General features: G+C 50.3%; 28 protein-coding genes. 11 read left to right on the top strand and 17 right to left on the bottom strand.

What is annotated here, in order from left to right:
* Positions 1–7: 7 nt before the first annotated feature.
* Together BW950_RS07850 and BW950_RS07845 are read right to left on the bottom strand one after the other, a co-directional pair.
* Positions 8–490, bottom strand: a complete 483-nt coding sequence (locus BW950_RS07850; protein WP_018525153.1) for a MarR family winged helix-turn-helix transcriptional regulator — start codon at positions 488–490, stop codon at positions 8–10.
* Positions 480–803, bottom strand: coding sequence for a DUF1820 family protein (locus tag BW950_RS07845; RefSeq protein WP_143559173.1), 324 nt, complete (start codon positions 801–803; stop codon positions 480–482). Before BW950_RS07845 ends, BW950_RS07850 begins: the two co-directional genes overlap by 11 nt.
* A 225-nt stretch (positions 804–1,028) precedes the next feature.
* On the opposite strand from BW950_RS07845, the gene BW950_RS07840 reads away from it, so the two are divergent.
* Complete coding sequence (locus tag BW950_RS07840; protein ID WP_076488746.1) at positions 1,029–2,447, top strand: L-lactate MFS transporter; 1,419 nt, start codon at positions 1,029–1,031, stop codon at positions 2,445–2,447.
* On the opposite strand, the gene BW950_RS07835 is transcribed toward BW950_RS07840, so the two are convergent.
* Together BW950_RS07835 and BW950_RS07830 are read right to left on the bottom strand one after the other, a co-directional pair.
* Complete coding sequence (locus tag BW950_RS07835; RefSeq protein WP_076488745.1) at positions 2,436–3,467, bottom strand: hypothetical protein; 1,032 nt, start codon at positions 3,465–3,467, stop codon at positions 2,436–2,438. The two genes, BW950_RS07840 and BW950_RS07835, sit on opposite strands and share 12 nt — an antisense overlap.
* 174 nt (positions 3,468–3,641) lie before the next feature.
* Positions 3,642–4,865 carry a carboxypeptidase regulatory-like domain-containing protein gene (locus tag BW950_RS07830; RefSeq protein WP_076488744.1) on the bottom strand — a complete coding sequence of 408 codons (1,224 nt, stop codon included), beginning with the start codon at positions 4,863–4,865 and terminating at the stop codon, positions 3,642–3,644.
* Positions 4,866–5,075: 210 nt separating this feature from the next.
* Here BW950_RS07830 and BW950_RS07825 point away from each other — a divergent pair, with 210 nt between their 5' ends.
* Together BW950_RS07825 and BW950_RS07820 are read left to right on the top strand one after the other, a co-directional pair.
* Positions 5,076–6,449 carry a hypothetical protein gene (locus BW950_RS07825; protein ID WP_076488743.1) on the top strand — a complete coding sequence of 458 codons (1,374 nt, stop codon included), beginning with the start codon at positions 5,076–5,078 and terminating at the stop codon, positions 6,447–6,449.
* A gap of 57 nt (positions 6,450–6,506) precedes the next feature.
* Positions 6,507–7,046 carry an O-acetyl-ADP-ribose deacetylase gene (locus BW950_RS07820; RefSeq protein WP_076488742.1) on the top strand — a complete coding sequence of 180 codons (540 nt, stop codon included), beginning with the start codon at positions 6,507–6,509 and terminating at the stop codon, positions 7,044–7,046.
* Here BW950_RS07820 and recQ read toward each other — a convergent pair.
* Together recQ and BW950_RS07810 are read right to left on the bottom strand one after the other, a co-directional pair.
* The gene (gene recQ / locus BW950_RS07815; protein ID WP_234969059.1) at positions 7,043–8,962 is read right to left on the bottom strand and encodes a DNA helicase RecQ; all 1,920 of its coding nucleotides are present in this window, start codon (positions 8,960–8,962) and stop codon (positions 7,043–7,045) included. The two genes, BW950_RS07820 and recQ, sit on opposite strands and share 4 nt — an antisense overlap.
* Before the next feature lie 100 nt (positions 8,963–9,062).
* A complete protein-coding gene (locus tag BW950_RS07810; protein ID WP_076488741.1) occupies positions 9,063–10,154 on the bottom strand; it encodes a serine hydrolase domain-containing protein in 1,092 nt (363 codons plus the stop codon).
* Positions 10,155–10,434: 280 nt separating this feature from the next.
* Between BW950_RS07810 and BW950_RS07805 the strand changes: the two genes are divergently transcribed.
* The 8 genes from BW950_RS07805 (at position 10,435) to BW950_RS07770 (ending at position 20,996) form a co-directional block, all read left to right on the top strand.
* Complete coding sequence (locus BW950_RS07805; protein ID WP_076488740.1) at positions 10,435–11,565, top strand: hypothetical protein; 1,131 nt, start codon at positions 10,435–10,437, stop codon at positions 11,563–11,565.
* A complete protein-coding gene (locus BW950_RS07800) occupies positions 11,562–12,920 on the top strand; it encodes a hypothetical protein (protein WP_076488739.1) in 1,359 nt (452 codons plus the stop codon). Before BW950_RS07805 ends, BW950_RS07800 begins: the two co-directional genes overlap by 4 nt.
* Positions 12,921–13,071: 151 nt before the next feature.
* Positions 13,072–14,946 carry a methyl-accepting chemotaxis protein gene (locus tag BW950_RS07795; RefSeq protein WP_159438757.1) on the top strand — a complete coding sequence of 625 codons (1,875 nt, stop codon included), beginning with the start codon at positions 13,072–13,074 and terminating at the stop codon, positions 14,944–14,946.
* A 90-nt stretch (positions 14,947–15,036) separates the two neighbouring features.
* Complete coding sequence (locus tag BW950_RS07790; RefSeq protein WP_076488737.1) at positions 15,037–16,257, top strand: GTP-binding protein; 1,221 nt, start codon at positions 15,037–15,039, stop codon at positions 16,255–16,257.
* Positions 16,258–16,417: 160 nt separating this feature from the next.
* Positions 16,418–17,338 (top strand): AraC family transcriptional regulator, encoded by a 921-nt coding sequence (locus BW950_RS07785; RefSeq protein ID WP_076488736.1) that lies wholly within the window; start codon positions 16,418–16,420, stop codon positions 17,336–17,338.
* A gap of 468 nt (positions 17,339–17,806) precedes the next feature.
* A complete protein-coding gene (locus BW950_RS07780; RefSeq protein WP_076488735.1) occupies positions 17,807–19,315 on the top strand; it encodes an NAD(P)/FAD-dependent oxidoreductase in 1,509 nt (502 codons plus the stop codon).
* 159 nt (positions 19,316–19,474) lie between these two features.
* Positions 19,475–20,200, top strand: coding sequence for an SDR family NAD(P)-dependent oxidoreductase (locus BW950_RS07775; RefSeq protein ID WP_076488734.1), 726 nt, complete (start codon positions 19,475–19,477; stop codon positions 20,198–20,200).
* A gap of 244 nt (positions 20,201–20,444) precedes the next feature.
* Positions 20,445–20,996 carry a hypothetical protein gene (locus BW950_RS07770; RefSeq protein WP_076488733.1) on the top strand — a complete coding sequence of 184 codons (552 nt, stop codon included), beginning with the start codon at positions 20,445–20,447 and terminating at the stop codon, positions 20,994–20,996.
* Between the two features lie 515 nt (positions 20,997–21,511).
* On the opposite strand, the gene BW950_RS07765 is transcribed toward BW950_RS07770, so the two are convergent.
* The 11 genes from BW950_RS07765 to vapB (BW950_RS07710) form a co-directional block, all read right to left on the bottom strand.
* A complete protein-coding gene (locus tag BW950_RS07765; protein WP_076488732.1) occupies positions 21,512–21,790 on the bottom strand; it encodes a toxin-antitoxin system HicB family antitoxin in 279 nt (92 codons plus the stop codon).
* Positions 21,783–22,220, bottom strand: coding sequence for a putative toxin-antitoxin system toxin component, PIN family (locus BW950_RS07760; protein ID WP_076488731.1), 438 nt, complete (start codon positions 22,218–22,220; stop codon positions 21,783–21,785). The genes BW950_RS07765 and BW950_RS07760 overlap by 8 nt, the downstream gene beginning before the upstream one ends.
* A 178-nt stretch (positions 22,221–22,398) precedes the next feature.
* The gene (locus tag BW950_RS07755; RefSeq protein WP_076488730.1) at positions 22,399–22,722 is read right to left on the bottom strand and encodes a type II toxin-antitoxin system RelE family toxin; all 324 of its coding nucleotides are present in this window, start codon (positions 22,720–22,722) and stop codon (positions 22,399–22,401) included.
* On the bottom strand, positions 22,664–22,897 hold the full coding sequence (locus BW950_RS07750) for a CopG family transcriptional regulator (protein ID WP_076488729.1): 234 nt from the start codon (positions 22,895–22,897) through the stop codon (positions 22,664–22,666). Before BW950_RS07750 ends, BW950_RS07755 begins: the two co-directional genes overlap by 59 nt.
* A 271-nt stretch (positions 22,898–23,168) precedes the next feature.
* Positions 23,169–23,567 carry a type II toxin-antitoxin system tRNA(fMet)-specific endonuclease VapC gene (gene vapC, locus BW950_RS07745; RefSeq protein WP_076488727.1) on the bottom strand — a complete coding sequence of 133 codons (399 nt, stop codon included), beginning with the start codon at positions 23,565–23,567 and terminating at the stop codon, positions 23,169–23,171.
* Positions 23,567–23,797 carry a type II toxin-antitoxin system antitoxin VapB gene (gene vapB, locus BW950_RS07740; protein WP_076488726.1) on the bottom strand — a complete coding sequence of 77 codons (231 nt, stop codon included), beginning with the start codon at positions 23,795–23,797 and terminating at the stop codon, positions 23,567–23,569. The genes vapC (BW950_RS07745) and vapB (BW950_RS07740) overlap by 1 nt, the downstream gene beginning before the upstream one ends.
* A 177-nt stretch (positions 23,798–23,974) precedes the next feature.
* Positions 23,975–24,280, bottom strand: coding sequence for a hypothetical protein (locus tag BW950_RS07735; protein WP_076488844.1), 306 nt, complete (start codon positions 24,278–24,280; stop codon positions 23,975–23,977).
* Between the two features lie 466 nt (positions 24,281–24,746).
* Positions 24,747–25,082, bottom strand: coding sequence for a type II toxin-antitoxin system RelE/ParE family toxin (locus BW950_RS07725; protein ID WP_076488728.1), 336 nt, complete (start codon positions 25,080–25,082; stop codon positions 24,747–24,749).
* Between the two features lie 2 nt (positions 25,083–25,084).
* Positions 25,085–25,360, bottom strand: a complete 276-nt coding sequence (locus BW950_RS07720) for a type II toxin-antitoxin system Phd/YefM family antitoxin (RefSeq protein ID WP_083943843.1) — start codon at positions 25,358–25,360, stop codon at positions 25,085–25,087.
* Between the two features lie 193 nt (positions 25,361–25,553).
* Positions 25,554–25,952: a type II toxin-antitoxin system tRNA(fMet)-specific endonuclease VapC gene (gene vapC / locus BW950_RS07715; protein ID WP_076488727.1), complete on the bottom strand. Its 399-nt coding sequence runs from the start codon at positions 25,950–25,952 to the stop codon at positions 25,554–25,556.
* Positions 25,952–26,182, bottom strand: coding sequence for a type II toxin-antitoxin system antitoxin VapB (gene vapB, locus BW950_RS07710; protein WP_076488726.1), 231 nt, complete (start codon positions 26,180–26,182; stop codon positions 25,952–25,954). The genes vapC (BW950_RS07715) and vapB (BW950_RS07710) overlap by 1 nt, the downstream gene beginning before the upstream one ends.
* Positions 26,183–26,363 lie beyond the last annotated feature (181 nt).

The raw sequence follows: 26,363 nt of genomic DNA, 5'->3' as shown, positions 1-26,363 counted from the left end.
CACGGCCTTATCCTTCCGGATCGGGATCAATGTCGTAGGCCTCGGGAGGGAGAGTCGAGGTATTCATCATGGCAGCAATGCGCTGGATCGAAGAGAGGATCAGCGTTTGTTCCCAATCCTCGAGGGCATTGAAGCGCTTTACAAAACCTTCTTGCAGAAAGTTCGGGTGAGTTTCAAGTATTTCCTGGGCTTTCTCGGTGATACTCACGTAGACACGGCGTTTGTCCTCGCTTCCGCGCATCCGTGTGGCCAGCCCTTTTATCTCGAGGCGATCCAGGATCGTTGTTACCGTGGCCTGGCTCAAACTGATGCGGCGGGCCAGCTCCCCGATGGTCATGGACCCGTACTGCCCAATCTCGCTGATCACCACCAGTTGAGGGCCCGTCAGACCGTATTGTTTTGAGAGCTGGCGTGAATGTATATCAATGGCCCGGATAATTTTCCGTAGCGTGGATAGCACAAAGGTGCTGGTGTCTAGGTTATTCGTCATTTTCTTCCTGCGTATGTTCTTTTGGTACGTTCTTTTCTGGTTTCTCGAACTTGATGACCTTCCCGGAAGGGCCGGCGCCTGTTTCCTGGAGAACTTCAATGAGTTGGACACTCTGAAAGGGAAGCATGATGCTGCGGGCCTCTCCGAAGGTTCTTCGCAACTCGTCGTCGTCAGGGCCAATGATGACAGAGCTGGGAGGTGGAAATACAAGATCTTCCAGGGAAACAAAATAGGGGTGTGTCATGTCCAGGTCTTTTGCTTTCAGGGTCCGAAGCTTCTCCTGCCACATAAAATGAATTCTGTATTCAGGCACTGTTGAATGTCCTTCACTATAAATATGCAATTATTGCTTACAGCTCGTTGCAACGTACTATATCCAACATACTGTTTTAGATAAAGGGAGATCACTTTTTATTCCCAAGATTTGGAACATTCTTGTAAATTTCCTGCTATGATCCTTCGAATAAATGATGTAGATACAAAAGAATCCATTCGGTATGATAAGCAGGAATAGTGAAATAGAATCAGGGGAGCGGTCATGAATCGGGAAGCAGACTCACATCGCTGGCTTGTCGTTGTCGGAGCACTGATTATCCAGGTGAGCCTGGGGGCAGTGTATATTTGGAGCGTCTTTCAGACTCCCCTTATGGCGGCTTTCCCCGACTGGTCGGAGACAGCTGTGACACTTCCGGCCCAGCTGGTGTTGGCCTTTTTTGCCTTGGCCGTTGTCCTGGGGGGGAGGTTGCAGGACCGTTTTGGTCCGAGGAGGGTGGCCTTGGCTGGAGGGGCGCTTCTTGGTTTGGGGCTGGTTCTCTCCTGGTTCAGTCAGTTCTTTCCTTCTCCGGCGGCGCTGGTCTGGCTTATCGGGAGTTTTTCTCTCCTGGGTGGGTTCGGAATCGGCATGGCCTATGTCTGCCCCATCGCGACATGTGTAAAATGGTTTCCCGACAAACGGGGGGTTGTAACAGGACTGGCCGTGGCGGGCTTTGGGGCCGGAGCGTTTTTCTTTGCTCCCCTGGCGCGGGGATTGATTTCCGGAGGGGCCTATCAAATTTTTGGTGTCGGTCTTTTCCCGCTTCCCCACCTGGGTCTCTTCGGGACCTTCCTTGCCTTGGGGGGGATCTTTTTTTGCTCCACCCTGACAGGGGCGCAGTTTCTGAGGAATCCGCCGCCCGGTTTCGTTCCTCCCGGTTGGGCTCCCGGGGATATCGAGCAAGGAGAGACAGGAACTCCCGATTTTTCTCCCTCGGAGATGCTTCGAACGCCGCTGTTCTGGCTTCTTTGGGCCAGCTATCTTGTAGGATGCGCCGCCGGTTTGCAGGTGATCATGAAGGTTGCCCCCATATGGGAGTCTTTCAGCATGGCCGGGATGGCCTCGCCAATTCCAGAGATCACCTTTATGGGCGTCAGCGCCCTGGGCACGACCGCCGTCTCTGTCCTGGCAGTTTTCAATTCCTCGGGGAGAATCCTGTGGGGAAAAGTCTCTGATTCTATCGGCAGAAAAAACACCCTGGTCGCGATGTTTCTGCTTTGCGGGGTGGTTCTTCTTCTCCTTGACGGAATGAGGAGCTATCCCCTCTTTTTACTTGGAATCAGTCTGGTTGGGTTGTGCTTTGGGGGATACCTGGCGATCTATCCGGCGGTTACGGCTGATCTGTTCGGGACAAGGAATATTGGGGCCAACTACGGGTGGATGTATTCTGCCTACGGGGTGGGCGGGTTGGCAGGACCTTTTCTTGCGGCACGTCTGATGCGGGTCGAAGCGGAGGCAGTCTACCTGGCTCGAACATCTGCCGGAGCAGTTGCAGAACACGCTGTGCTTTTGGGTAGTTACCGGCCGGCCTTTCTCGTGGCAGGAGCGGGTTGTCTGGTGGCTGGCGCCGTCCTGCTTTGCTATCTTCCCCGGGTTCCTTCTGCCAGCCAGCCCGCAAGCCAGCAAGCCAGCTCAGGGCGATAAAGGGGGTGGCGGAAAACCTCGGCGACCAAGCTCAAAGCGTCGCAGGTGTACCACCAGAAAGGCTGCCACGAGTCGTGGAATGATCAGAACCACAGCGCTGGCACCGAGCGCGACAAAGAGCAGCGTATCTTCCAGAAGGCTATGGGATACTGCCAGGTGATGATTAACCAGATCGGCCTCCTCCTGGCCGAGATCGCCCCGGTGTCGCTCTTCAAGAATAATCGCAGCGCCGTAGGTAAGGCCCAGGGTATTACCTGCAAGCCAGAGAAAGGCTGTGCTGCGGGGCAGCCCGAAGGCTGCAACCAGAGGTTCGCAGAGCCGTGCCAGCCCCGGGAGTATGCCGCTGGACCGAAGAAAACGCTGGATGACCATAAGCACCACCACGAGCCAGAGAATATGGGCCAGGGTTCCGGCGGTATCGACGACCCATCTCTGAAGGGCAATCCCCGCAGCGGTCCAGCCGGGAAATTCCAGAGAAAAACCTGCTCCCGTTGCTCGGACTGGTTCAGTCTGGAGGCCCAGGAACCTCCCCGCCAGAATGCCCACCACCAGGGCTGTTACAAGGCGAACCATCACAATGCGTACCGGGTGGGATCCCACGCGAGCCTGGACCGCAGTTTCAACAAAAAGATTGTGGCAGATCAGGATCATCAGGGCCATGACGGTGATTTGGGCCGTGGAGAACTGCAAGGACGTTATCATGCCAATGGCCGGGTAAATTGTAACCAGGGCACCGGTTGTAACAACCAGGGTAGCCTCTCCGGGTAGCCCGGCCAGGGCCATCAGGGGATCCAGCAGTGAAGCAAGTCCCTCAAGAAGCCCGGAAAGCTGAAGGAGGAAGACTGCAAAACCTGCGGGAACCAGCACCGTTGCAAGGTTCGTGAAGGTGCGGAAGCCCAGCACAATGCCTTCGCGGAGCGTGGAGAACCAGGAATCGCTCTCTTTTGCGGAAGAGGGACCTGCCTGGTTCCGGAACGATTTCTCGTTGACTGTGGTTTTGATTCGTCCAGGGCTGTGCATCTCCAGCAGTCTAGCCCGAAAGGGGTGGTCCTGTCAGTCTTGCCGGAACTTGTCCCTCGGGTTCCATGGCAATACTCTCTTGGCCCCGGGCCGGTCATGAAAGAGAAAAGAGAAGTGTGATCTGTCGGGTGATGGATCAGCTGCGCCGGGCGCCCCAGGGCGCCCGGGTTTCGGTCAGGGGGTTTCGGCGAACCTCAGGTCATTCACGGGAGTGAGGTTTCCTGTATCTCCGTCTACGGTAAAAACATCCCAGACGGTCCCCTCCCGTTGCGGAACGGGAAACTCCGCTACCTGTTGGCTTCCATGGTACACCGTTACCCGCGCACCGCTCCCGGCCAGTCCCCAGGAGTTGCGGTTGCGCCTGTTTGTGAAGTCGTGGACCGTGTATTGGTACGTTCCTGAATCAAGACCATTAATGGTGATTGTCTCCGGCCCATAACCTTCGCGGGCATCCACATCCAGATAGTGACGCTCGTTGTAGATTCTCATGTTGTGGTAGCTAATGTGGAAGGGTGTATCGTCATCGCCGGGACCCCTCAGATGTGCGTCAAGATCAGGAGGATTTGCGCCCCAGGAGAGTGCTATCCGGATGGAGCTGGGGGGCAAGTTATCCTGCGAGAGGAGGGCGTTCCGAAGCGTTGGAAGATCATGGCGCATAAAGTCAACCGAGGATGTCGCTGCAATAAAATCCTCTTGTTCAAAGGTCACGTTGTAACGGCCCATGGGGAAACTGTGAATCACATAGAATCCGGTGTTGCTCGTTACGGTCTCGTGGCTCTCCAGGGAAGTTCCCGAGAGCGCGTCGGTCAGACGAACGGTTACACCGGCCAAAGGCTCACCATCCTGGGCGTTGCGAACATTTCCATAGATCATTCGGCGCACCGGGAAAAATCGCTGGGGCTGGTGGATTTCTCCCGTTGCACCGTTGAGCGTCAGGGCATGCCAGGCGTTGCCGTTGCTGCTGGAAGGCGGATCCAGGCGGTGCACTTCTCCATCGATCTCTACCTCGACAACCACCTGGCTGTCCCAGGCCCTCATATTGATTCCCGATTCAGCCTGAGGGAATAAATAGAGCTGGTACAAACCGTGTCGGGCTGGTTGTATTGTCCAGCTGAGGGAGTTCATGGACATGCCTCGCAGATCACCTCCTCCAGACGAAACATGACCATCTTGAGAGGTGTCGTTCCGTCCCTGGACGAACTCCTGGGAGCCATCGAGCTGCTCCGGAAGCACCAGTGCCCCTGTTAGTTGAGTGGGACTGAAGGTGCCCCATCTGACGTTAATTGATATCTCCGAAGCCAGCAGGTGAGCTGAAGAAAGGCCAAAGAGCAGTAACCCTGTAATCACCTTCCGTGATATCTCCATCCCTGCTCTGCGGTTCTGTGCGCCATGAAACATCGTGGTTTCCTCCTCTGTCTTTCATGATACTCTGTCTCGGGCAGATAACTCCACCCGAAAATGGAGAAGGTGCAGGATGCGCTCGGGAAATACTCCCTGGAAACAGGCCCGCATCATGGCGTATTTTGTAAGAGTCTCAGGAGAAATTTGACAGACCTTGATGGCTCTACTATACAATAGTTGTGCAAGCCTTTCCAAAGGAGCCCCCTCATGACAGTCCCTTCGAAATATCCCCTGCGTGGCGTCGCTGTCTCGTTGCTTGTTGTCTTTCTCTTGTTCACGGTCCTCACCGGAGTATCAGCCCGGAGAAACCGCAGACCACAGAGGCTCGATTCCCTTGACCGCCACTTCTCTCAATCGGGGAACAACAATATTACCGCTCTGAACCTTCCGGAGTTTCTTGCGGGAAATAAACTTTCGATTGAGCCCTTTGACCCTGCGGAATACACCGGTCAGGCCGTGGATCAACGCTTTTTGCAGGCCCATATTGCGAACAATTCTGCAATGACTCCTCTTGTGGAAGATCCCATATTTACCTTGCATCACGTGTATTGGGGATATATTCAGGATGAGAGCTTTGGAAAAAACGTCCTGATCGCCGAGATAGCCGGTATAGACGTCATGGAATATTCCCTTTACCTGCTGCAATTCACCGACCAGGGAGAATTGGCGAGTACCTTGCGGGTTGCCTACCATGCCCTGTTTTCAGATTCCGAAACCCGGCTTTTTTCCAGGATCAGGGAAGATCGTATCGACACCACGCACCAATCCCGATTGCTCCATCATGATGTTCCACCCCATTTGAATCCTGTTGTTGAGCGATCCTATGCAGTCGGGAGAAGCCAGGGAGGAACGTACCAGGAGATTGTCACCGGAAATTACTATATGCCAAATCCTCACGGTATGGGCCTTGCCCGAGCCATGGAGAGCGAGTTTTTCTATGCTTGGGAGACGCATCGGGAACGGCCCCGGATGTTTCTGATCGGCTGGTCCCAGGGCGGTTACATGGCCTACATAACAGAGTCCTTTCAGGATGGGATCGGTGCGGTCTTTTACGCCTGGCACATATTTGATAGTACCTCAAACAAGATGGTTTGGACCCGTTGGGACAATGAAGATGATGCCCTGAAGAGAATGTCGTCTTCGCGTCACAGGCCACAGAGTCCCGAGGCCTTCATGGAATATTACCAGAGATCCATGAAGACCATGGCGCCGGTATTAGAGGAGTTCGGCATAATCACCTATACCGAGTCGATGTTTTCTCCATTTTTCCCCCAAAACTGGTACAAGGAAGGAGATCCTGTCACGGTGCGGGTAGCAAACGAAACCCGATCCCTCCATCCCTTCGGCATTGAGAAAATAAGCGGTTATGATATGGTGATCCAACGAGGCAATCGGGAGCGTATATTTTCTGCTGAGCGGAACATGGAGGGGTTGGTGCTCGGGATTCGCCCCATTGGACGAATCCCTCATCCCCATGACCCTGATAAGGCAGTGATCGTTTCTGCGCGGATTTTGCGGGGATGGGAAGGGCCTCCCAACATGATCGGCCTTCAGGTTAACGGGGTTCGAACTGATTTTTGAGGGCCCACGCTCCGGTATAGTGGTGCCCCCGGTGAGGGAAACAAATGAGAGGAATCGGTGAAGCGATTTCAAATTATCCTGGGTGACATCACTATTCAAAAGGTAGACGCCCTGGTAAACGCAGCGAATGAAACACTCCTCGGCGGGGGTGGGGTGGATGGTGCCATTCATCGGGCAGCAGGACCGGAATTGCTCGAGGCCTGCCGGGCCCTTCAGGGCTGTGCCACGGGTGATGCCAAAGTCACCCCGGGATATCAATTGTCCGCATCCTGGGTGATTCATACGGTAGGTCCCATATGGCGCGGAGGCCATCTGAACGAGGCTGATCTTCTGGCCTCCTGCTACCAGCGGTCGCTGGAGCTGGCCTGCTCCATGAAGATCGAGACCATGGCGTTCCCCTCTATCAGCACCGGTGCCTACGGGTATCCTCTGGATCAGGCAGCGGCTGTGGCGGTAGATGGTATCGAGACCTTCCTTGCAACGCACCAGCAACCCAGGCTGGTGCGAATGGTTTGCTTCAGCCAGACCGTTCTGGATACGTACCGGATGGCACAGGAAACTTGGGAAAATCGGCCCGATAAGACAGTCCGATCTTAGGATTTTTCTCCATTCTCCGGCGAGGTCTCCGATGAGACGTCCCGTGGGGAAAGAAACCCCCGGATGATTTCAAGGAACTGCTCTCCGTAGGCTTCAAGCTTGCGATCACCAACTCCGTGGCAGCGCAGCAGAGCCTGTGCGTCGGTGGGTCTGTTCATTGCCATGACCCGGAGCGTTTTATCGCTAAACACGATGTAGGGAGGAACTCCTCGCTCGGCGGCAAGTTTTTTGCGGAATTTCTTGAGACAGACAAAGAGCTCTTCCTGGTGAGGGCGCAGGGGTTGCGGGGTATTACTGGCGGACTTCTTCCGGGAGACGCCGGAGAGTGTCCTCGTCGAACCGATGGTCATTCCTGGGTGTGGCGAACTGGTTGGTGCAAAGTCTCTTGCGGAGGAAAAGTGTTCCCTGCCCTGAAGAAGGCGACGCCCCCGGCCCGTCAAGAAAAAGCCCCCAGGACGCCCGCCTTCACCCTCATGGCGAGCGACAAAATAAGCAGCCTCCAGATCCCGGATGAGGCCAAGCCACCAGGGCCGGTCATGATCGCTTCCAACTCCAAAGGTGGGTAGTTCCTGGTGTCTCCGCTCCAGAACCCTCTCTGTGGTGGTGCCTGTGACAATATCGATCAGGTGATGGGCTCCAAAGACTTCGCCGGTTCGCACCGCTGCAGAAAGAATTTTCTGTGCTGGCACGGTATAGTCGGAAAACTCAACCTCACCAAGGCAGATATCGCAGGCCCCACAGTTGCCGGGAAAACTCTCGTCAAAGTGGGACAGCAGACTGGTTCGGCGACAGAGGGAGGTCTCGACGTACCGGAGAACCTCGTAAAGACGCTGTTCTGCCGCTCGACGTTCCTCATCAACCTGCATATGTGCAATATGTCGCCGGATGATTGCCATGTCCTGGGAGCCCCAGAGCAGCAAGGTATCAGCCTTTTCGCCATCCCGTCCCGCCCGGCCGGTCTCCTGGTAGTATCCTTCCAGGCTGCGCGGAAGATCGCCGTGGAGAACCCATCGGACGTTGGATTTGTCGATGCCCATGCCAAAGGCAATGGTAGCTACCACAACCTGCAGGGAATCCCGAACAAAGTCTTCTTGCACTCGGCCCCGTTCCGTGTCAGGAAGCCCGGCGTGATACGGCCTGGCATCAATGCCGGCAGCCCGGAGCTTTTCGGCGGTCAGCTCGGTGGATTTTCGGGTGGAACGGTAGATGATCCCCGGCTCGCCCGGGTGGTCTTGCAGGAAATCAAGAATCTGCTGCTCCACTGAGTGTTTGCGCGCCACGCGGTAGCTGAGTTCCGGGCGGTTGAAACCAGCGCGAACGATCAGGGGGTCCCGTAGCTCCAGCTGCGTGACAATATCGTCCTGTACTGTCTGGGTAGCGGTAGCGGTGAAGGCCGAAATTGGCACGGTGTTAAACTCCGTGCGGAGGCATCGCAGGGTTCGGTAGTCCGGACGGAACTCATGACCCCACTCCGAGACACAATGAGCTTCATCAACAGCAAAAGCACTGACTCCGAATTGCTTCAGGGCATCGCGGAACTCCGCTCCGGCCAGGCGTTCCGGTGAGACATAGAGGAGCTTTACCCGTCCAGCGGCAAGATCACGCCAAACGGTTCTGGCCGCATCCGAACTTTGGCTACTATTGAGATAGGCCGCAGCCAGGCCATTCTCGCGGGCTCCGTCAACCTGATCCTTCATAAGAGCGATAAGGGGGCTCACTACCACGGTGATGCCTTCCCGGAACAGGGCGGGCAGTTGATAGCACAGAGATTTGCCGCCCCCCGTAGGCAGGGCGGCAAATACATCGCGTCCGTTCAAAGTGGCCTGAACGATCTCTTCCTGATTTGCCTTGAAGGTTGAGAAGCCAAAGGCGTGTTTCAATTTTCGTCGAAGTTCTTTCTGCAGATCCCGTGTCACCCCCCCAGTATGTCCGGCAGCCCCTGGTGCGTGCAAGGGCAGAGGGGGACTGATTTATCACCGGCGGGGCTGCCTCTGGCGGGCCTTTTGGTGGTTCACGTCATTTCAGGCCATGCAACAGGCGCATGACCTTAAACATGAAGCGCACGCACTTTTTCTGCCATGATGTATGATTAAAGCTGCCAATCAGATAGGTCTCCAGCGCTGGATGGTAGAACATGTACGCCCCTGTTGCTCCCAGCACACCCCACGAATCATACTGTGGGGGAATAAGAAGCGGAACAGGCCGCACCTGCCAGATGCCGTATCCATAATCAAAGCCGGGGTACAGGTTTGCCTTGTCGTCCTTCATGATCGCCAGCGTATCCCTCGACACCAGATGAAGTCCCACCAGAGCTTTCATGAACAAAAGCAAATCTTCCATTGGTGCCACCACGCCACCGCCGGCGTAGTCAATACCGGCGAGCGCCTTTAGATTGTTCAGCCTGGTTTCCCCGATGTAGAAGCCCGCCTCGGGGCAGGAGGAAGGTGCTGCCGGTTCGGATCGATGGAGCATATAAGCCCCTTTCATCCCCACCGGATCAAAGATTACCTTTTTCAGGACAATATGAAAGGGTTCCCCGCAGACCTCCTCGACGATCAGTCCCAGAAGGTGGTAGTTCGTATCGGTGTAATGTGCCCGCTTGCCAGGCGCTGCCCGGGGTGTCAAATTCCCTTTTGTCCATTCAACGGCGTCTTGCGGCGTCATGGAGATAGTGTGGTCGGCCATCACTTTTTTGAGGAGAGGAAAGAAATTATCGGGTAAACCCGAGGTCTGGTTTAAAAGATGCCGGATCTGGATGTTGGAAGAATAATCCTTTCCCTTCCATACATGCAGGTTTTTCATCATTTCCGGGGGAAGGTAGCGCTCGATGGGATCGTGAAAGGACAGAACTCCCTGTTCATGCAAGGTCGCCAGAATGACCGACGTAAAGAGCTTCCCCACGCTGGCCATAAAGACAGGTTGCTGCGGGGACACTCCCTGTCCCTCTCCTGGTCCTGCTGCGAGGTTCATATGGATACCCAAGGTATCGGAATGTACCAGCAGATAGGCGTTTCGTATGGTTGGGTCTCTTTCTACGTGCCGGTGAAAGAGTGCTTCAATTTCCAATCCCCTGGTCCGGCCTGGTGATTGGACAGAGTTATCGTTCATGACTGCTACTTTATCATGTCAGTTTTATCACGTCAGTCACGGCAGGAGAAGCTTCAGGTTTCTCCGAATTTCATAAAAAAACTGGATAATGATCCTGAAAACTTCGAGACTGTCGGTAGATGGGAAAAATCTTCCGAGAACACCTGCACGCAAGAAACGCGCAGTTTCCTGTGAGACCACCTGTGGGGGTGAGACTGTGGGGACGGACCTGTGATGATGAGAGATTCAACGGTGCGAGAATTGAGCGCCTTATGTTAAGGCCCTTTCCAGGAGATCCGGCATGAGTGAGCGTCCTTCAGTTATCCTGGACGATGTTGTCCAGCGGGAAAATGTTCCCTTGAACCGGAAGGAACAGGAAGTCATGGCCCTCATTCTGAGAAAGTTCGTGTGCAAACAACTGGGAGACCTTTTCCAGCAGGTCAAGCCCGATATCGCTGCCAAAGTGCGGAGTGTACGCTCTCTGCAGGAGTTAAAACCACTTTTCCCTCTGTTGCATCGGGCGATTCGGGAGAACTGGATCACTGACAACAGCTTTTTTGATGTGGGATGGCAGGATTTTATCGAGCTTTCCAAGAGGAGCTACCTTCAGCTGAATCCCAAGACCAGAATCAGCCAGATCCGTCCCGGATTTCTGGTCAAGAACATGACCCGCTCCAATTTCTACGGAATCATGCTCACCATGGACTACTGCACCATGGGAATCCACGCCGACAATTTTAGTCAGCATTATCCCTTCGCCCTGAAATATTTCACGTTGAGTTTCGAACGGAACCCCGACGACGTTCTCCAGGAGTTCCGCTTTTTCAATCAGGCCATGGTGACCGAGGTTCTGCTGGGACTCATGAGCAGGATCGGTGCGGCCACGGCAGATCCCGGCGTGAGCATCCGGGAAGAATTTGATCGGTTAGGGTTGAAACTCAAGACCACCGACAATATTCGGAGCAGTTTTGAATATCTGAAAAAACTGTTTTATATAAGCATGATCCATAACCATGCAATCGTGATGGTCGGTCGCAAGACGAATGTGGGTTACGTAAACGAAAAGCACGAACTTTTGACAGCTTGCGACTCTGCGGTGCAGGGGTGTTTCAGAAGAATCACCACAGACCCGGGGTGGACCCTGGACGATCAGACTACAGATCTGGCTCTGCAGATACAAATGAGGCCCTCCCGGGGGGAGGCCGCCCGGACCGCGTTGCTTCCAAACCTGATACGGGCAATCCTTGAATCGGTTCGTTCCGAGTTCCCCCTGATACACAATGAATCGCCCCTGAGAAGCCGTAAAATAAAGCAGGGGATGGAACGGGAACTCCAGCCTGACCGATACTACCGGAAGGTTATCGATTTCCTGATGGAACATCAGGCGCTTGTGCAACAGATAATCCGCAAACACCGAGAGGAAACGGCATGAATCTTGAGGCTCGTTACGAGGAGATCAGGAAAAACTTCGAAGATCTGGAAATCCATCAGCAAGCACAACACAACATCTCCCTGCTGGAGTTTGCCTTCATTCTCTGCTCCATTCTGGTGATGATCCCCTACGAGCTGGCTCTCACTGCACAACCAATGCTTGTTTTTGGGACCTTGAACCTTTTTTTTGATCTTGTTTTTCTGGTTCTGCTCGTTCGCTTTATTTCATGGAAGAAGGAGGGGCGGCTCACACTCTTTACCGCTGTCACCGACAGTCTGGCGGCTCTGCCAGGTATGCTGGCTCTCATTTTTCTCGTTGTATCGCTACTGGCGTCCCTGACAGGTTCGGCTGACTTTGTTGTTGCCGATTTTTTGGCTGCCGGGGGGCTCTCGGTGGGGATCATCCGTTCCACCAAGCTGCTGAGAGCATTGCGTCTCACCCGTCTCTTCAGGCTCTTGCGTAACATCAAAATGCTCCGCTTTATTGCGCTCAAATCGGATTCTTCTTCTTGCGAGGCTACCGTGGGATGGCTTGGGTTTTTCGTTCTGGCCATTCTGATTCTGCTCAGCGCCACCACGACAGTCTGGGGACCCCTGGGGTACATCCAAGACAGTAGCGAAAGAGCCCGCGAGAGATTGCAGGCGGATCTCGAAGCCCGTGATCCCGCTGATAGTAGCGACGTCCTCAGGATTCTCGGGGAACACAGCAGGGAAGAAGACTGGATCTATCTGCAACGGGGTGATCGCCGGAACTATGGCCAGAATTACCGGGACCTGTCAGAGAGCGAAGCCGAAACCTCGCTTTCGCGGCGGTACAACGGGCTCAACAGCTACGTGGTGAGTGCCGGAGACTGGGAGATCCTCATGAAGAAAGGCCTCCAGTTTCATGCGCAACGTCGGCATAACGTTCTCTGGGTCACGGGGATCATCGTGAGTGTCACCCTGTTTTCCATGATATCAACCAGTCTGATCGGGCGAACCTACACAGACTATCTGAACGATTATCGCAAGGCAATCCTTGACTCCTATAAGGGGATCGAGAGTCTCTTTGAGGTTGACCCCGGTCAACTCTGTCGGAATGACCGTGATTCTTTCGCCTATGCCATCGGTCTGTATACCCGAGACTTTCTGACACTGGTTCGGGATTATCGCAAACTGAGCGAGAGTCTGGACGAGAAGGATCAGGAGATCCGTGACCTGAACGAGGTAATCGGTGGTCTTGAGGCTGATCTTGAGCCAGTCGATGCCGATTTACAGGCCTGCGTGGAGGTGCTCCAGAAGCTGTGTCGCAAGAACCCCGGACTCGCCGGGAAAATTAACTCCCGAAGGACGTTTCGAACCTTCAGTCTTGGCTAAAGCGTTCCATGAACCAGGGCCAGCCATTTCGGGAGCAGTTGTACATTTGCAATCCGTCTTTGCCGGTTCTATACTTTGTAGACGTAGATACAGAGTGGCTGTTCAGGAGTCATCCATGGAAGCAAAACGGAAGAGTTTGAAGAGAACTCTGATGGTTGGGATTCTCGGGGTGGGATTTGTCACTATTCTGGCGATTACTCTTGCTTCGCTTGTTATAATTTCCGACAGCAACCGCGCTGCTCTGGACGATCTCGATCAGGAACTTCGAACCTCCTTTGATAGACTTATCCGGTTTCAGGTAGAAACAGCCTACACCATGCTGGAGGAACTTGATCGCCTTGCCCGGGAGGGGATTCTTTCCAGAGAGGCTGCTTATGAAACGGGCGTCTCCTTGCTCAGGGAGATCCGCTACGCTCTCCACCCTGAGGATACGGCCGACGGTTATTTCTGGGCTGATACCGGCGAAGGCGTTAATGTGGTGCTTTACGGACGGGAGGATGTGGAGGGCAAGAGCAGAATCAATCTCCAGGATGCTCTGGGGAATTACCTGATTCAGGACATTCTTGCAGCGGCCATGGCCGGTGGCGATTTTGTAAACTACTACTTCCCCAAGATGGGAGAGACCGAGCCCGAACCAAAACGATCCTACAGCATATATTTTGAACCCTTCGATCTGGCGATCGGTACTGGAGCCTATACAGATGATATCGATGCCTTGGTGGAGGAACGGGCTCGTGAGATGCAGCAGAGGTTCGCCACGCTTCTTCTGATTCAGTCGATTATTGCCATTGCCGGACTGGCTCTTATGGGGGGGCTTCTGCTCTTTATATCCTCCAGAGTCGTCAAGCCAATTTGCCGCACCGTTGCGTCTCTGGAAGAAGCCGCTCGCGGGAAGGGTGATCTTACCAAGCGAATTCCCGTGGACACCACCGACGAGATTGGCCTGCTGGCCGAAAGTTTCAATCTCTTCACCTCTTCCCTGGAAAAGATGATCCTTCAGATACGGAAGTCAGCCTACCGACTGAATGAGCAGGGGGCGAGCCTTTCGTCGAATATGGAAGAGACGGCGGCCGCTGTTAACGAAATATCGGCGAACATTGAAAGTATCGCGGGGTTGATTGACCGCCAGGGCACAAGCGTTTCCGAGTCAAGCTCGGCCGTGGAGCAGATTGACAGGAACATTAACGAGCTTGAAAGGATTATTACCCAACAGGCTGGAGCTGTTTCGGAATCATCGGCCTCGATTGAAGAGATGATATCCAATATTGTTTCCATCGGTAATACCGTTGGGCAGTCGGACGAAAGAATAAAAGAGTTGGTTAAGGCAGCTGAGGGCGGCAAAGAGCAGGTCGGTGCCGTCAATCGCCATCTTCAGAAAGTCGCCCTGGAGTCGGAAAGTCTATTGGAAGCAAACAAGGTAATTTCGTCTGTTGCAGCGCAAACCAACCTGCTGGCCATGAATGCAGCTATCGAGGCGGCCCACGCGGGACAGTACGGGCAGGGTTTTGCCGTCGTGGCAAATGAAATTCGCTCTCTGGCAGAAAAAACAACCCAGCAGTCCAAGGCAACCGGGGCCTCTCTGAAAAGCATAAAGGGCCTTATTGATGGTGTAGCAGGGACGTCCGGAGAGGCGGAAACTACCTTTGCCCAGGTCCTCGAAATGATCATGACCGTGAGCTACCTGGGGGAGGAAATTCGACATGCTCTGGAGGAACAGAATACCGGAGGCCGCGAGATTCTCACGGCCCTTGAAAAAATGAAGGGGCTCATGACCGAGGTAACCTCTGGTGCTGGAGAGATCGGAACAGGTCGTGCAACGGTCCTTGAAGAAATTACCCGCCTGAGAGAAATCAGCGGTCAGGTGAAGGAGAGCATGACGGAAATGAGGGCCGGCTTGGGAGAAATCAACACTGCCATCACCGATGTGACCTCGGAAATGGCTGAGAACAAGGATCTTATCGATGGCCTGGCTTCCCTTGTAACCCAGTTTGAGGTAAACGAGACCGGAGATCCAGGCCCCCGGTAGCCCGGCTCCTGCAGGATCGCCCCGAGACGCTGAGGCAATATGAGGAGGAGATGGTTGCACAAGAGTAATACCTTGTGATACCAATCCATCATGAAGGCAAAACTCCCTGTAACAGTCCTCTCGGGCTATCTTGGTGCAGGCAAGACAACGCTTCTGAATCACATCTTGGCAAATCGGCAGGATCTGCGCGTTGCAGTCATCGTCAACGACATGTCCGAGATCAACATAGATGCATCACTGGTGAGAGGTGGTGAGGCTGCGCTGAGCCGGAGCGAGGAAGCTCTGGTTGAGATGTCGAACGGTTGCATCTGCTGCACCTTGCGGGAAGATTTGTTGAAAGAGGTTGCCCGTCTGGCGCGGGAAGACCGCTTTGAGTATCTTCTCATCGAGTCTTCGGGAATTTCGGAACCCCTGCCGATCGCTCAGACCTTTACCTTTGAGGACGAGAACCAGATTAGTCTTCGCGAGCTGACCCGGCTTGACACCATGGTGACCGTTGTGGACGCATCGCGGTTTCTTGACGACCTTTCTTCGCAGGATATGCTCGAAGATCGCAAGGAGCAGGTTGCAGACGACGATGAGCGAACAGTGGCCCATCTGCTCACCGATCAGGTCGAGTTTGCCGATGTGATCGTCCTGAATAAAGTTGATCTGGTCGATGAAGATACCCTGAGAAAGATATCCTGCCTGCTTGCGGCGCTCAATCCTTCGGCTCGCCAGATCGAAACTACCTACGGAATGATTGATCTCAGCGAAATCCTTGATACCGGCCTGTTTGATCTTGAAGAATCCGAAGAAACAGCCGCCTGGAAAGATGAGCTGCGTGCTGACCATACTCCTGAGACTGAAGAGTACGGGATATCCAGCTTTGTCTTTCGCGCAAGAAGGCCCTTCCACCCCGGGCGGCTAACAAAGTATTGGGAGGCCGACCAGGACAACCTGATACGGGCAAAGGGATTCTTCTGGATTGCCACGCAACCAGATTACATCTTTCTCTTCTCGCAGGCAGGAACACAGAAGCAGATTGATCTTGCAGGGTACTGGTGGGCGGCGGTCCCAAAAAAGGATTGGCCGGAAGATGCCGAGTCTCGAGACAGGATCCGTGAGGCCTTTGCGGGCGAGTGGGGTGACCGGAAACAGGAAATTGTACATATTGGCATCGGGATGAACCGTGCCGAGATCGAGGCTCGCCTGGAGGCGTGCCTGGTTACCGAGGAAGAGTTTCAGCAGGGGCCGGCTTTCCTGGCATCATGTGAAGACCCCATTGGAGCGCATCTGGAAGAACAAGAGGTTGAGGGGCGCTTGATCTGAGAGGTCAAAACCGTATTTTTTCTCATCTATGGAAACCTGCTTCGCCCTTTGTCCGTCTGGATACGACAGGCTGACTGGGTCTGACAACAGATTAGCAAGGACGGTCAAGATTTTGCCTCCTAATGTCTTGCATGATGGCCTCGGGAGGTGCGGAAGCGAAATGGCTGGGGACAAAGAAGAGCAAGTAGTCAAGGCGGTGCAGCGGATGCAGGACTACATCGTGCGGCATTTGCAGGAACCGATTACAATGCGGCAGCTCGCGACTGTCGCCTGTTACAGCCCGTACCATTGTGCGCGGATGTTCAGGGAACTGACCGGGGTCCCTCCATTTGAGTACATCAGGAGGGCGCGCCTGACGAAGTCAGCGCTTGTCCTGCGGGATGGAGATAGACGGATCCTTGATGTCGCTCTTGATTTCGTCTTTGACTCGCATGAAGGGTTCACCAGGGCTTTTAGCAGGGAATTTGGCGTTACGCCGAAGCGATATGCAAAAAAGCCCGGACCCGTGCAGCTGTTCTTGCCCTACGGCGTGGAATTCCAGCACCTCTACAAAAAAAGACACAAGGAGTCTCTCATGGAAAAAGCACAGGAAAAGGTCTGTGTGGTTTTTACACAGGTTGTCGAACGCCCTGCGCGCAAGCTGATTCTGCGGCGAGGAACGAAAGCTTCCGATTACTTCGAATACTGCGAAGAGGTCGGCGGCGATGTCTGGGGCCTTCTGGTAAGCATTAAAGAGGCCCTCCACGAGCCAGCCGGCATCTGGTTGCCACCCCGCATGAGATCTGGCGGAAGCGAGTACGTCCAGGGGGTAGAGGTTTCTTCTTCCTACGATGGGGACATTCCTGAAGGATTCGAGATCATCGACCTCCCGGCGTGTCGAATGATGGTGTTTCAGGGCGAGCCCTACGATGATGTCCATTTCGAGGATGCAATCTGCTCCATGCAGGAGCAGCTGAAGAAATTCAGGCCCGAGCTGTATGGCTACGCGTGGGACAAGGATAATCCGAGGTTACAGTTGGAGCCGCAGGGCTGGAGGGGCTACATTGAATTGTGGTCTGTGAAGGAAGTACAAAAAAGCTGACCCGCGACAAGGGAGTCATGGATTTTCATGACTCCCTTCCCTGATCGCACGAAGAGTATTATTGAGATAGTTCATACTTAAGGCCGGCCCGAAAGGACAGGGCGGAGGGATGTTCCGGAGCTCCGGAGTCGACTCAGACATGGCCTCATCCCGATTTCTCGACAAACTGATGATTATTATCATTTTTGGGGAGTCCAGAGTGCTGGAGGAGCGACTGCCTGTGGAGCACCTGTTGACCGCGACATCCTGAGGAGGGGCGCGGTGCCCTGGATTGATCTGAAAACGGGCAGCTGTTTATAGTGACGGCAAGGGTGTTGCGTCAATGGAGCAGGATCGGGATTCCTGCAGAAATCGATCATGAAAATCTGTGCACCAAGAGCGTTTGAATTTTATTTTTTATAATAACGACCGCAGGCTTCGCTATACAGGTAATTTTTTGTGTTATATGAGTTAGAAAATGTTGTTTTAATGCCCCACGAAGAAGAAGAGAACCTCTCTTCGATTGTTAGACATGTTGATCCTTCACTACAGTTCATACGGATTCTCAAAAAATCGCTTGATGCTCGAAAGAAAAACAAGGTCCACTGGAAATATCGGGTGTTAGTTGAAGGGCCCCTCGGGATTGATAAGAAAAATCTTCATCCCTGGAGTGAGCCTTCTCCGCAAGTCCTTACAAGATCAGAAAATACGTCGATGCTCATTGTCGGTGCAGGCCCTGCCGGTCTTTTTGCTGCTCTTCGCCTTGCCGAGCGGGGAGCCTCGGTTGTTGTGATTGAAAGGGGCAAAAGGGTCGATGAGAGGATGAGGGATATCTCTCTTCTGAGAAACAAGGGCCTTCTCAACATCGAAAGCAATGCTCTTTTTGGGGAGGGCGGGGCAGGGACCTGGTCCGACGGAAAGCTCACCACAAGGGTGAACAAACCAGGTATCTCATGGATTTTCGACCGTCTTGTTATGTGCGGCGCACCAGCGAATATTCTCTATGATTCCAAGCCTCACCTGGGGACAGATCTTCTCGTGGGTGTTCTGAAAAACCTGAGAGGAACGATTGAATCTTTGGGAGGCGTTTTCCACTTTGAAGAGAAGGTTCTCGATCTTGTGATAAAAGATGGAGCAATCCGTGGAATAAGGACATCAAAAAAGAGGGAGCTTTTCTTCGAGAAAATAATTTTTGCGATTGGTCATTCAGCAAGGGATAGTTATGAGATGCTCAGAAAGAATAACGTTTCCCTTGAAAAGAAAGGATTTGCAATTGGTGCGCGGATTGAACATCCATCAGAGTTTATTAATGAGTCTCAGTACGGGATATTCCATAAAGATCTTCCCGCTGCCGATTACAGGCTTGTCTATAACGATCCATCGGGAAAAAGATCTGCCTACTCCTTTTGCATGTGCCCTGGGGGGGAGGTGATTAACTCTTCATCGGAGTTTGAGCGGTTCTGCGTAAATGGAATGAGCAACAATGCCAGAGATGGTAAATTCTCTAATTCTGCTATTGTTGTCTCTGTTCACCCGGAGGATTTCTCCTCTGATCCGCTTTCCGGGATCGAATTGCAACGGGAAATCGAAAAAAAGGCCTATGAGATATCAGGGAAGGGCTTTGCTCCCCAGCAGAGAGCTCTCTCCTTCATGAATGACCGACTTGATGCTCAAAAGGCCGATTGCTCCTTTCGTCCTGGTGTCTGTTCCGCCAAACTTGATGATATTTTGCCAGGGTTCACAGTAAAAATTATCAAGGACGCTATGCAGCATTTTGACAAGAAGATTCGGGGGTTTCTATCGGAAGGTGTTTTTCTTGGGCCAGAGACAAGAACATCCTCTCCGGTAAGGATAGTCAGGGACGAGGAGGGAGAGTCTTCTGTTAAAGGCCTCTATCCAGTGGGCGAAGGGGCCGGTTACTCCGGTGGTATCGTAAGTTCCGCCCTTGACGGAATGAAAACTGCAGACAAAATCATGGATCGGCTTCGACATTCCTGATCGTCGTTTTTAAGTGCCCTGGTGATGGAACTGTGGCACGGTCCATTTCTTGACAATCGGCGCTCCCAGCGGCACTTGTCCTGCAAGGAGATCGGGGCGAGCCAACTTCCCGTATTATCCTTGCCTTCGGCTGACTGTTTTCATAGATTCAAACCTGCGATGAACAAGACAATTATTGTATATGGTGCAACTGGAGGAACAGGAAGTGCGACAGCTCGAAAGCTTCATGCGGAGGGATACAGGCTTCATCTCGTAGCCCGCAGCGAAGATCAGCTCAGTGCGCTCGCCGATGAACTGGATGCTGGTTACACCCATGGAGATGTCACAGAAAGCGATCTCTTTGCCCGTGTCGCCGAGGATGCTGGCGCGGTGGACGGACTGGTGTATGCTATCGGCACAATCAAGCTTCGTTCCCTTAATCGACTTTCAGCGGAAGATTTTGTTGAGGACTTTACCGTTAATGCTGGAGCTGCAGCTCTCGCCGTGAAGGCCGTGCTGCCGGCTCTGAAGAAAAGCAAAGCAGATCCTTCCATTGTTTTCTACTCGAGTGTGGCAGCCCGGCAAGGTTTTTCGATGCATGCTTCCATCGGTATGGCAAAAGGGGCTGTGAGTGGCCTCACGGTTTCGCTGGCAGCGGAGTTGGCCCCGGGTATTCGGGTCAATGCGATTGCTCCTTCCCTTACGCAGACATCACTGGCCAGCGGGATACTCTCCAATCAAAAGCTCGCCGAGTCTATTGCATCAGCACACCCCCTCAGGCGTCTGGGTGAGGCCGAGGATATTGCTGCGGCAACGGTTTTCTTGCTCTCGGAGAAGGCTAGCTGGATTACCGGTCAGATAATCGGCGTAGACGGAGGCCGTTCCACACTGCAGATAGGTACATGAGTCGATCGGTCTAAGTAACCCGGCCCCGAGGGACATCCCAGTTGAGAAAGTTCCTCGATTGTGGCCTGGGGAATTCTTGTGGCATTTGGGCAAATCGGAGTCCTCAAAACATGGGGGGCCACAGATTCCGAGAGAAAACATGGGGAATGTGGAAACCTTGGGCAAATTTGAATAGAGTGTATTTGACTGTGGTGGCCCACGATTACCGGGTGCCTGTTAACTCTTGCATTTTAGGGAGATTGGAATGAGAAAGACATTAGTGGCAGGGCTGGTCTTTGGAGCTCTCTTTATCTGGGGCGCATCTGCAGAGGGTACGTTAACCCTCAATGATCTTGACAGGTTGATTGACAGAAATTATTGCGTCGGTTGTATCTCGCAAGGAATTATGTCTTACACGGTAGACTCAGGGGCTTTACGGGAAGCTGGTCTGCCGTTATCTGGCTCGTTGCTGACTTCCGAGAGAGGCGATTTACTAAGAAATAATGCCGGGAATTTCTTGGTCAGACAATCTTTTGAATATAAGGATTACTTCTTCATGTTTGTTGGCAGTACTGCCAACAACAGGACGGTTTTGTCCGATGTTCTTGTGATTCAAAAAGAAACTCAGGATGAGTGGCTAGCTATCGGTCCGTCTAGGGTTGATGGTAAGGATTCCAATCACTATTGGTTAATTGTAACAGAAACGGACTGGACGGCAGAGACTGATGAGGTGCGGGCAGTTTTTTTCGCAAACCCTGCAACGATGCGGATCGAAGAACTGGAGTTCACCTCTGCGACGTTCTTTTCTGAGATTTAGGTGCTTGTGTACACACGTGTCGAGACGAAGGGCAGGATCTTGTTTTACTGGCAGATCTCGGAAGCAGGCATTCTGTTTTCTCCTTCTTCAGGATTGCCATAATCTGTGGGTCTGAAAACCCTGACGTTCTCATCGTCACTCATCTTCCAAGGATCGTTGGTTTTCTATTTTGACAAACACCGCCGTGACCCCCGATAGCATCCAACGAACACCAGAGGAAATCAGGCACCGCCTTGGTCCTTACTGGTTCTGCATTTCTGAAAAGAAATCCTCTTTTCCAGATCCAGTAAAAATGATCCGGGTCCATTATCCGCCGAATATATTGATTTTTCCAGCAGAAAAGACTTTCTCGCTGACCAGATTGCCTTCACCGATCGCCCTTGAACAGGCGGTTTCAATCCCTGGATCGTGCAGCTTTCCGAATAACGAGTGCCGTCCTCGGGAGCCCGGGATGCCCCAGGCGTCCTAACGACTTCGATCACCGGCGGCGTTCAGCCGGCCAGTGCATCGGGTTGTTATCCGATATTACCGGTTTCGATGTCGGCCCGGTCCCAATCCGGTACATCCCGGTCCGAAACCGTATCGAGTATCGTGTCGAGTCTCGAGAACATCATTTTCTTGTCAATTCCGCGACGCATATTCCGGAACAGCTGTCCGGTCTCGAGTTCTCCGATCTCCTTCGTAAACGCGTACATCGCAAACTGATTGATCGATACACCTTGCTGTGCCGCAAGCGTCTCTATTCGGTCCTTCAGTTCCTCGGGAACACGTATCGTTAATGTGCTCTTACTCATTACGTTTCCTCCACTCATACATGAACGCTCCTGGCGTCACGATATGGATATCATTGTTATTCAGGTCGGAATCCAGGATAAAGTCTCGAACATTACTGGTAATCAGGTATTCGCTCCCGCTCGCGCGAGCAAGCTCAATGAACATGTTGTCGCCCTCATCCCGCAGATTAGGCCGCCATGTGTATGTGATGTTCGTCGGTTTTCCCACTGTTGCCAGGAACTGCATGATCGTGTCCACCTGTTCGCCATCCAGACGGAGTTGCGACATGTTCTCCTCGCGAGTCAAAATGTCCCGGTACTCCTGAAACACCGGAACCGAAATCGCAGCCACGATTGTTCCGTCACGTACAGATCGAATAATCTGGTGTGATGCACCTCTCCTGCTGTAGAAAGCCTGGAACAAAACGTTTGTATCTATCGTAACAACCACCCTCAGATGATAGCATATATACTATCATTTTTCCAGCATTTCTTTTTCTACTCACGTTCGGATAACATTTGCTTAACTTGTATTACTGTGCCCGAAGGGCTTGGCGGGATTTTTGCTAATGCAAAAAATATGACAAAGGGAATGACAAGTTAAAGCAGTTGTTAGGCAAATTATGTGATTATTTATACGAGTCTTTTCTTGCCTCAATATCAATGATGAATACAATTACCATTTCATCAGAAACTTTATAAAATAGCCGGAAATTCCCAATTCTGTATCGATAAATATCTTTATATTCACCTTTTAGCTTTTTTATATTAGGACCGAAATAAGGGTTGTTTCTTAATATTGGATAGACGTAGTCAGTAATTTTTTTATAAAGATATTCATATTTCCTATTCTTGATTTTTTTATTGAATGTTTCGGTCTCGGCAATTTTATATTTATTCAATAATAGTGTACCTTCCAGCGTTGATGTCAGATAGTCCTTTTTGTAGCTCATCTGAATAAGCCATGATCTCAGTCATTTCAGCATCATCCACAATCGTTTCATTCACTGTGTAGTTGAGGGTTGCATACTCAACATAGTTTGATATTGTTCTTTTTTGACCTTCTGCAGCTTTCTTGAACATTTCATAAATATTATCATCAAGCCTTACTGTAATTGTCTTTGACATTGATTGCCTCCCTGCTTCAAATGTATTCGAATATATTCTATCTGTCAATTCGATTATGATTTTTGGCGCCCGCAGGGCCTGCCTAACGCTGGCTTAACCGGCAATGCCTGACCAGCGGAGCGGGGTGGCGCGGTTTGTGCGCAAGCGAGCGAAGCGAGGTGCACAAATGGAAACGGCAAACTAAACTAACCAGCGCGGGGAAATCAGGCACCGCCTTGGTCCTTCATGACAATAGGCGAGTCAGGTTGAAGCGATTGTTCGAAGTCACTATTTATTCTATCCAATTTTCTAATCTAAGATCTTCAATTCTTTCAAATTCTTTTGTATTGTTAGTAACAAATACTAAGTCCTTGCTTAATGCCTGTGCTGCTAATAGCATATCTATAGGACCGATAATTCGTCCTTCTTTTCTAAGTTTAGATTTTAGTTTTCCGTATGGAATTGCATCTTTATCATCAAACGGCAATATATTAAATAAAGATAAATATTTTAATAATGCTATTCTGTTCTCTTCAATCTTGGAACTATTCTCAATTCCATATTCTAATTCTGCAATAGTTAAAGTAGATATATAGATTCCCAGTTTGGATTTTTCCTTTATTTGCTCTAGAACAAAAATAGGTTTTTTCTTGATGGCGTAAATGCATATATTTGTATCAAGTAAATACATCAAAGTTCTTCTCTTTTTTGATCTAGATCTTGATTTCTTCCTTCAATCATAAAATCATCAGAAAACCCATTTAAACCTTCTAAAAATACTTCCCAGGCTTTTTCATGGGGAATCAATAATACTGCATCACCATGTCTCTGTATATAAACATCATCCCCTGAAAATTGATATTCTTTAGGCAGTCGAACAGCTTGAGACCGTCCATTCTGGAATAACTTCGCTGTTTGCATTATAGTTTCCCCCTGACCATGATATATATTATGTCAATGCTCTGCCCATATCTCTGCGCGCGCAGCGTCCTTCGAACATTTGCATAACCTGCAAGCCGTTAAGCTGGCGTGGTTTTTGCCCGGCGCAGCCGGAATAGCAAAAACCATGACAGTAGGCGAGACTGATTAATGCACTTGTTAAATTACCTCTTTAGATTTCATTATTCTTATTGTTTTAATTACTTCATTCTTATCAATTAATTGGTTTGTAACGTATTTATGAATTATAGTATTTAATAAAGTCTGATAGGGCATTCCTTCTTGCTGGGCCTTTTCTTTGAGCAGATCCAAATCAAAAGATGACATTCTCATACTTATTGCTTTATTCCTACGAGTTGTATCAATAATATTTTCTATACGCTTGCGCTTTTCTTCCGATACACTCTTAAAATTTTCAATATTATCTTCGATTATTTGTTCTTCTTTAGTTAATTTATGATTCATTATCATTTCCTACATATAGCTTATGATACTTACGACTCTTGAAAGCAGTCTTCAATACTATCTGGTTTTTCTCGTTCAGGAGAAAGGGTACAACCCAGGTATAATCATCTATCATTATTACAAAATACAACTGATCTGAACGGGTAGGGTTTTCGATAATATCAATGTAATTTTTATGAAAAATTTGCTCGCTGATTTCCTCAAATGAAATCCCTCTTTCTTCCTTGAGCTAATTGTTCTTGTCCTCGTCCCAGACAATATCCATAATTATAGGGTAATGTCATGTATATACATTGTCAACTGAAAATGCACCACGACAACGGATTGAAATCAGTCGACGCGATTATCTTATCTGTTTTTGTCAATTTAACATTTGCTTAACTTGCATTACCGTGCCCGAAGGGCTTGGCGTGATTTTTGTGACTGCAAAAATCATGACAAAGGAAATGTCAAGTTGAAGCAGTTGTTAGGCAAATTTTCTTTTTAACTTACGTATTAATATATCATCCAAATTACGTCTTCCATCGATAACAGCAAGTATTATTACACTATCATTTTCTATGCGATAAATAATACGCCAATAGGACTCAACTACTTCTCTTATTCCAATAATATTATTTTTTTGCAATTCAGGTACAATTCTTCCTTTTTCAGGAAATGTTTCCAAAGTCTGAATTCTGAATACGAGCCTATCATATACCTGTCGAGCATAATCGTTGCGATCTTTTTGGTAATATAAAATTATTTCTTCAATATCCTGCTTTACTACAGAAGGAATTGTTATCTTATATTTATCGATCATTTTTAGAAGTATTTCCTTTCCAATTCAGCAAACACCTCATCAGCACTTTGTACTTGACCTTTTTTTATATCATCTTCTGCAAGCTGTATAATTCCCACCAGTGCAAATGCGTCTTTTATTTCTTGATATGAATCAATATCCATTAGAACACCTTTTGCTTCACCATTCTGTGTAATTATAATTGGATTATGATTTTCATTTATGTATTTCATCATATCAGCAGCATTTGTTTTGATATAGGAGATTGGTTTTATATCTTCCTTAAGATTTATTGACATTTTGAACCTCCGCAGTCCTTATATAGTACGGCAATTGACCCCTGTTGTCAATTGAATTCTTTTGTGCGCAGCGTCCTTCGAACATACGCTTAACCTGCGAGCCGTACATTGGCGTGAAAATTGCTGAGCGAAGCGACTGCAATTTTCATGACAATAGGCGCGTCAGGCTGAAGCGATTGTTCGAAGTCTCTATTTATTCTATCCAATTTTCTAATCTAAGATCTTCAATTCTTTCAAATTCTTTTGTATTGTTAGTAACAAATACTAAGTCCTTGCTTAATGCCTGTGCTGCTAATAGCATATCTATAGGACCGATAATTCGCCCTTCTTTTCTAAGTTTAGATTTTAGTTTTCCGTATGGAATTGCATCTTTATCATCAAACGGCAATATATTAAATAAAGATAAATATTTTAATAATGCTATTCTGTTCTCTTCAATCTTGGAACTATTCTCAATTCCATATTCTAATTCTGCAATGGTTAAAGTAGATATATAGATTCCTAGTTTGGATTTTTCCTTTATTTGCTCTAGAACAAAAATAGGTTTTTTCTTGATGGCGTAGATGCATATATTTGTATCAAGTAAATACATCAAAGTTCTTCTCTTTTTTGATCTAGATCTTGATTTCTTCCTTCAATCATAAAATCATCAGAAAACCCATTTAAACCTTCTAAAAATACTTCCCAGGCTTTTTCATGGGGAATCAATAATACTGCATCACCATGTCTCTGTATATAAACATCATCCCCTGAAAATTGATATTCTTTAGGCAGTCGAACAGCTTGAGACCGTCCATTCTGGAATAACTTCGCTGTTTGCATTATAGTTTCCCCCTGACCATAATATATACCATGATATATATTATGTCAATGCTCTGCCCATATCTCTGCGCGCGCAGCGTCCTTCGAACATTTGCTTAACTTGCATTTCCGTGCCCGAAGGGCTTGGCGTGATTTTTGCGACTGCAAAAAACATGACAAAGGGAATGACAAGTTGAAGCAG

Source organism: Alkalispirochaeta americana (genome assembly GCF_900156105.1).
GTDB classification, from domain to species: domain Bacteria; phylum Spirochaetota; class Spirochaetia; order DSM-27196; family Alkalispirochaetaceae; genus Alkalispirochaeta; species Alkalispirochaeta americana.
Note: the sequence above shows the minus strand (reverse complement) of the source record. Positions and strands in the feature narration are given on the sequence as shown.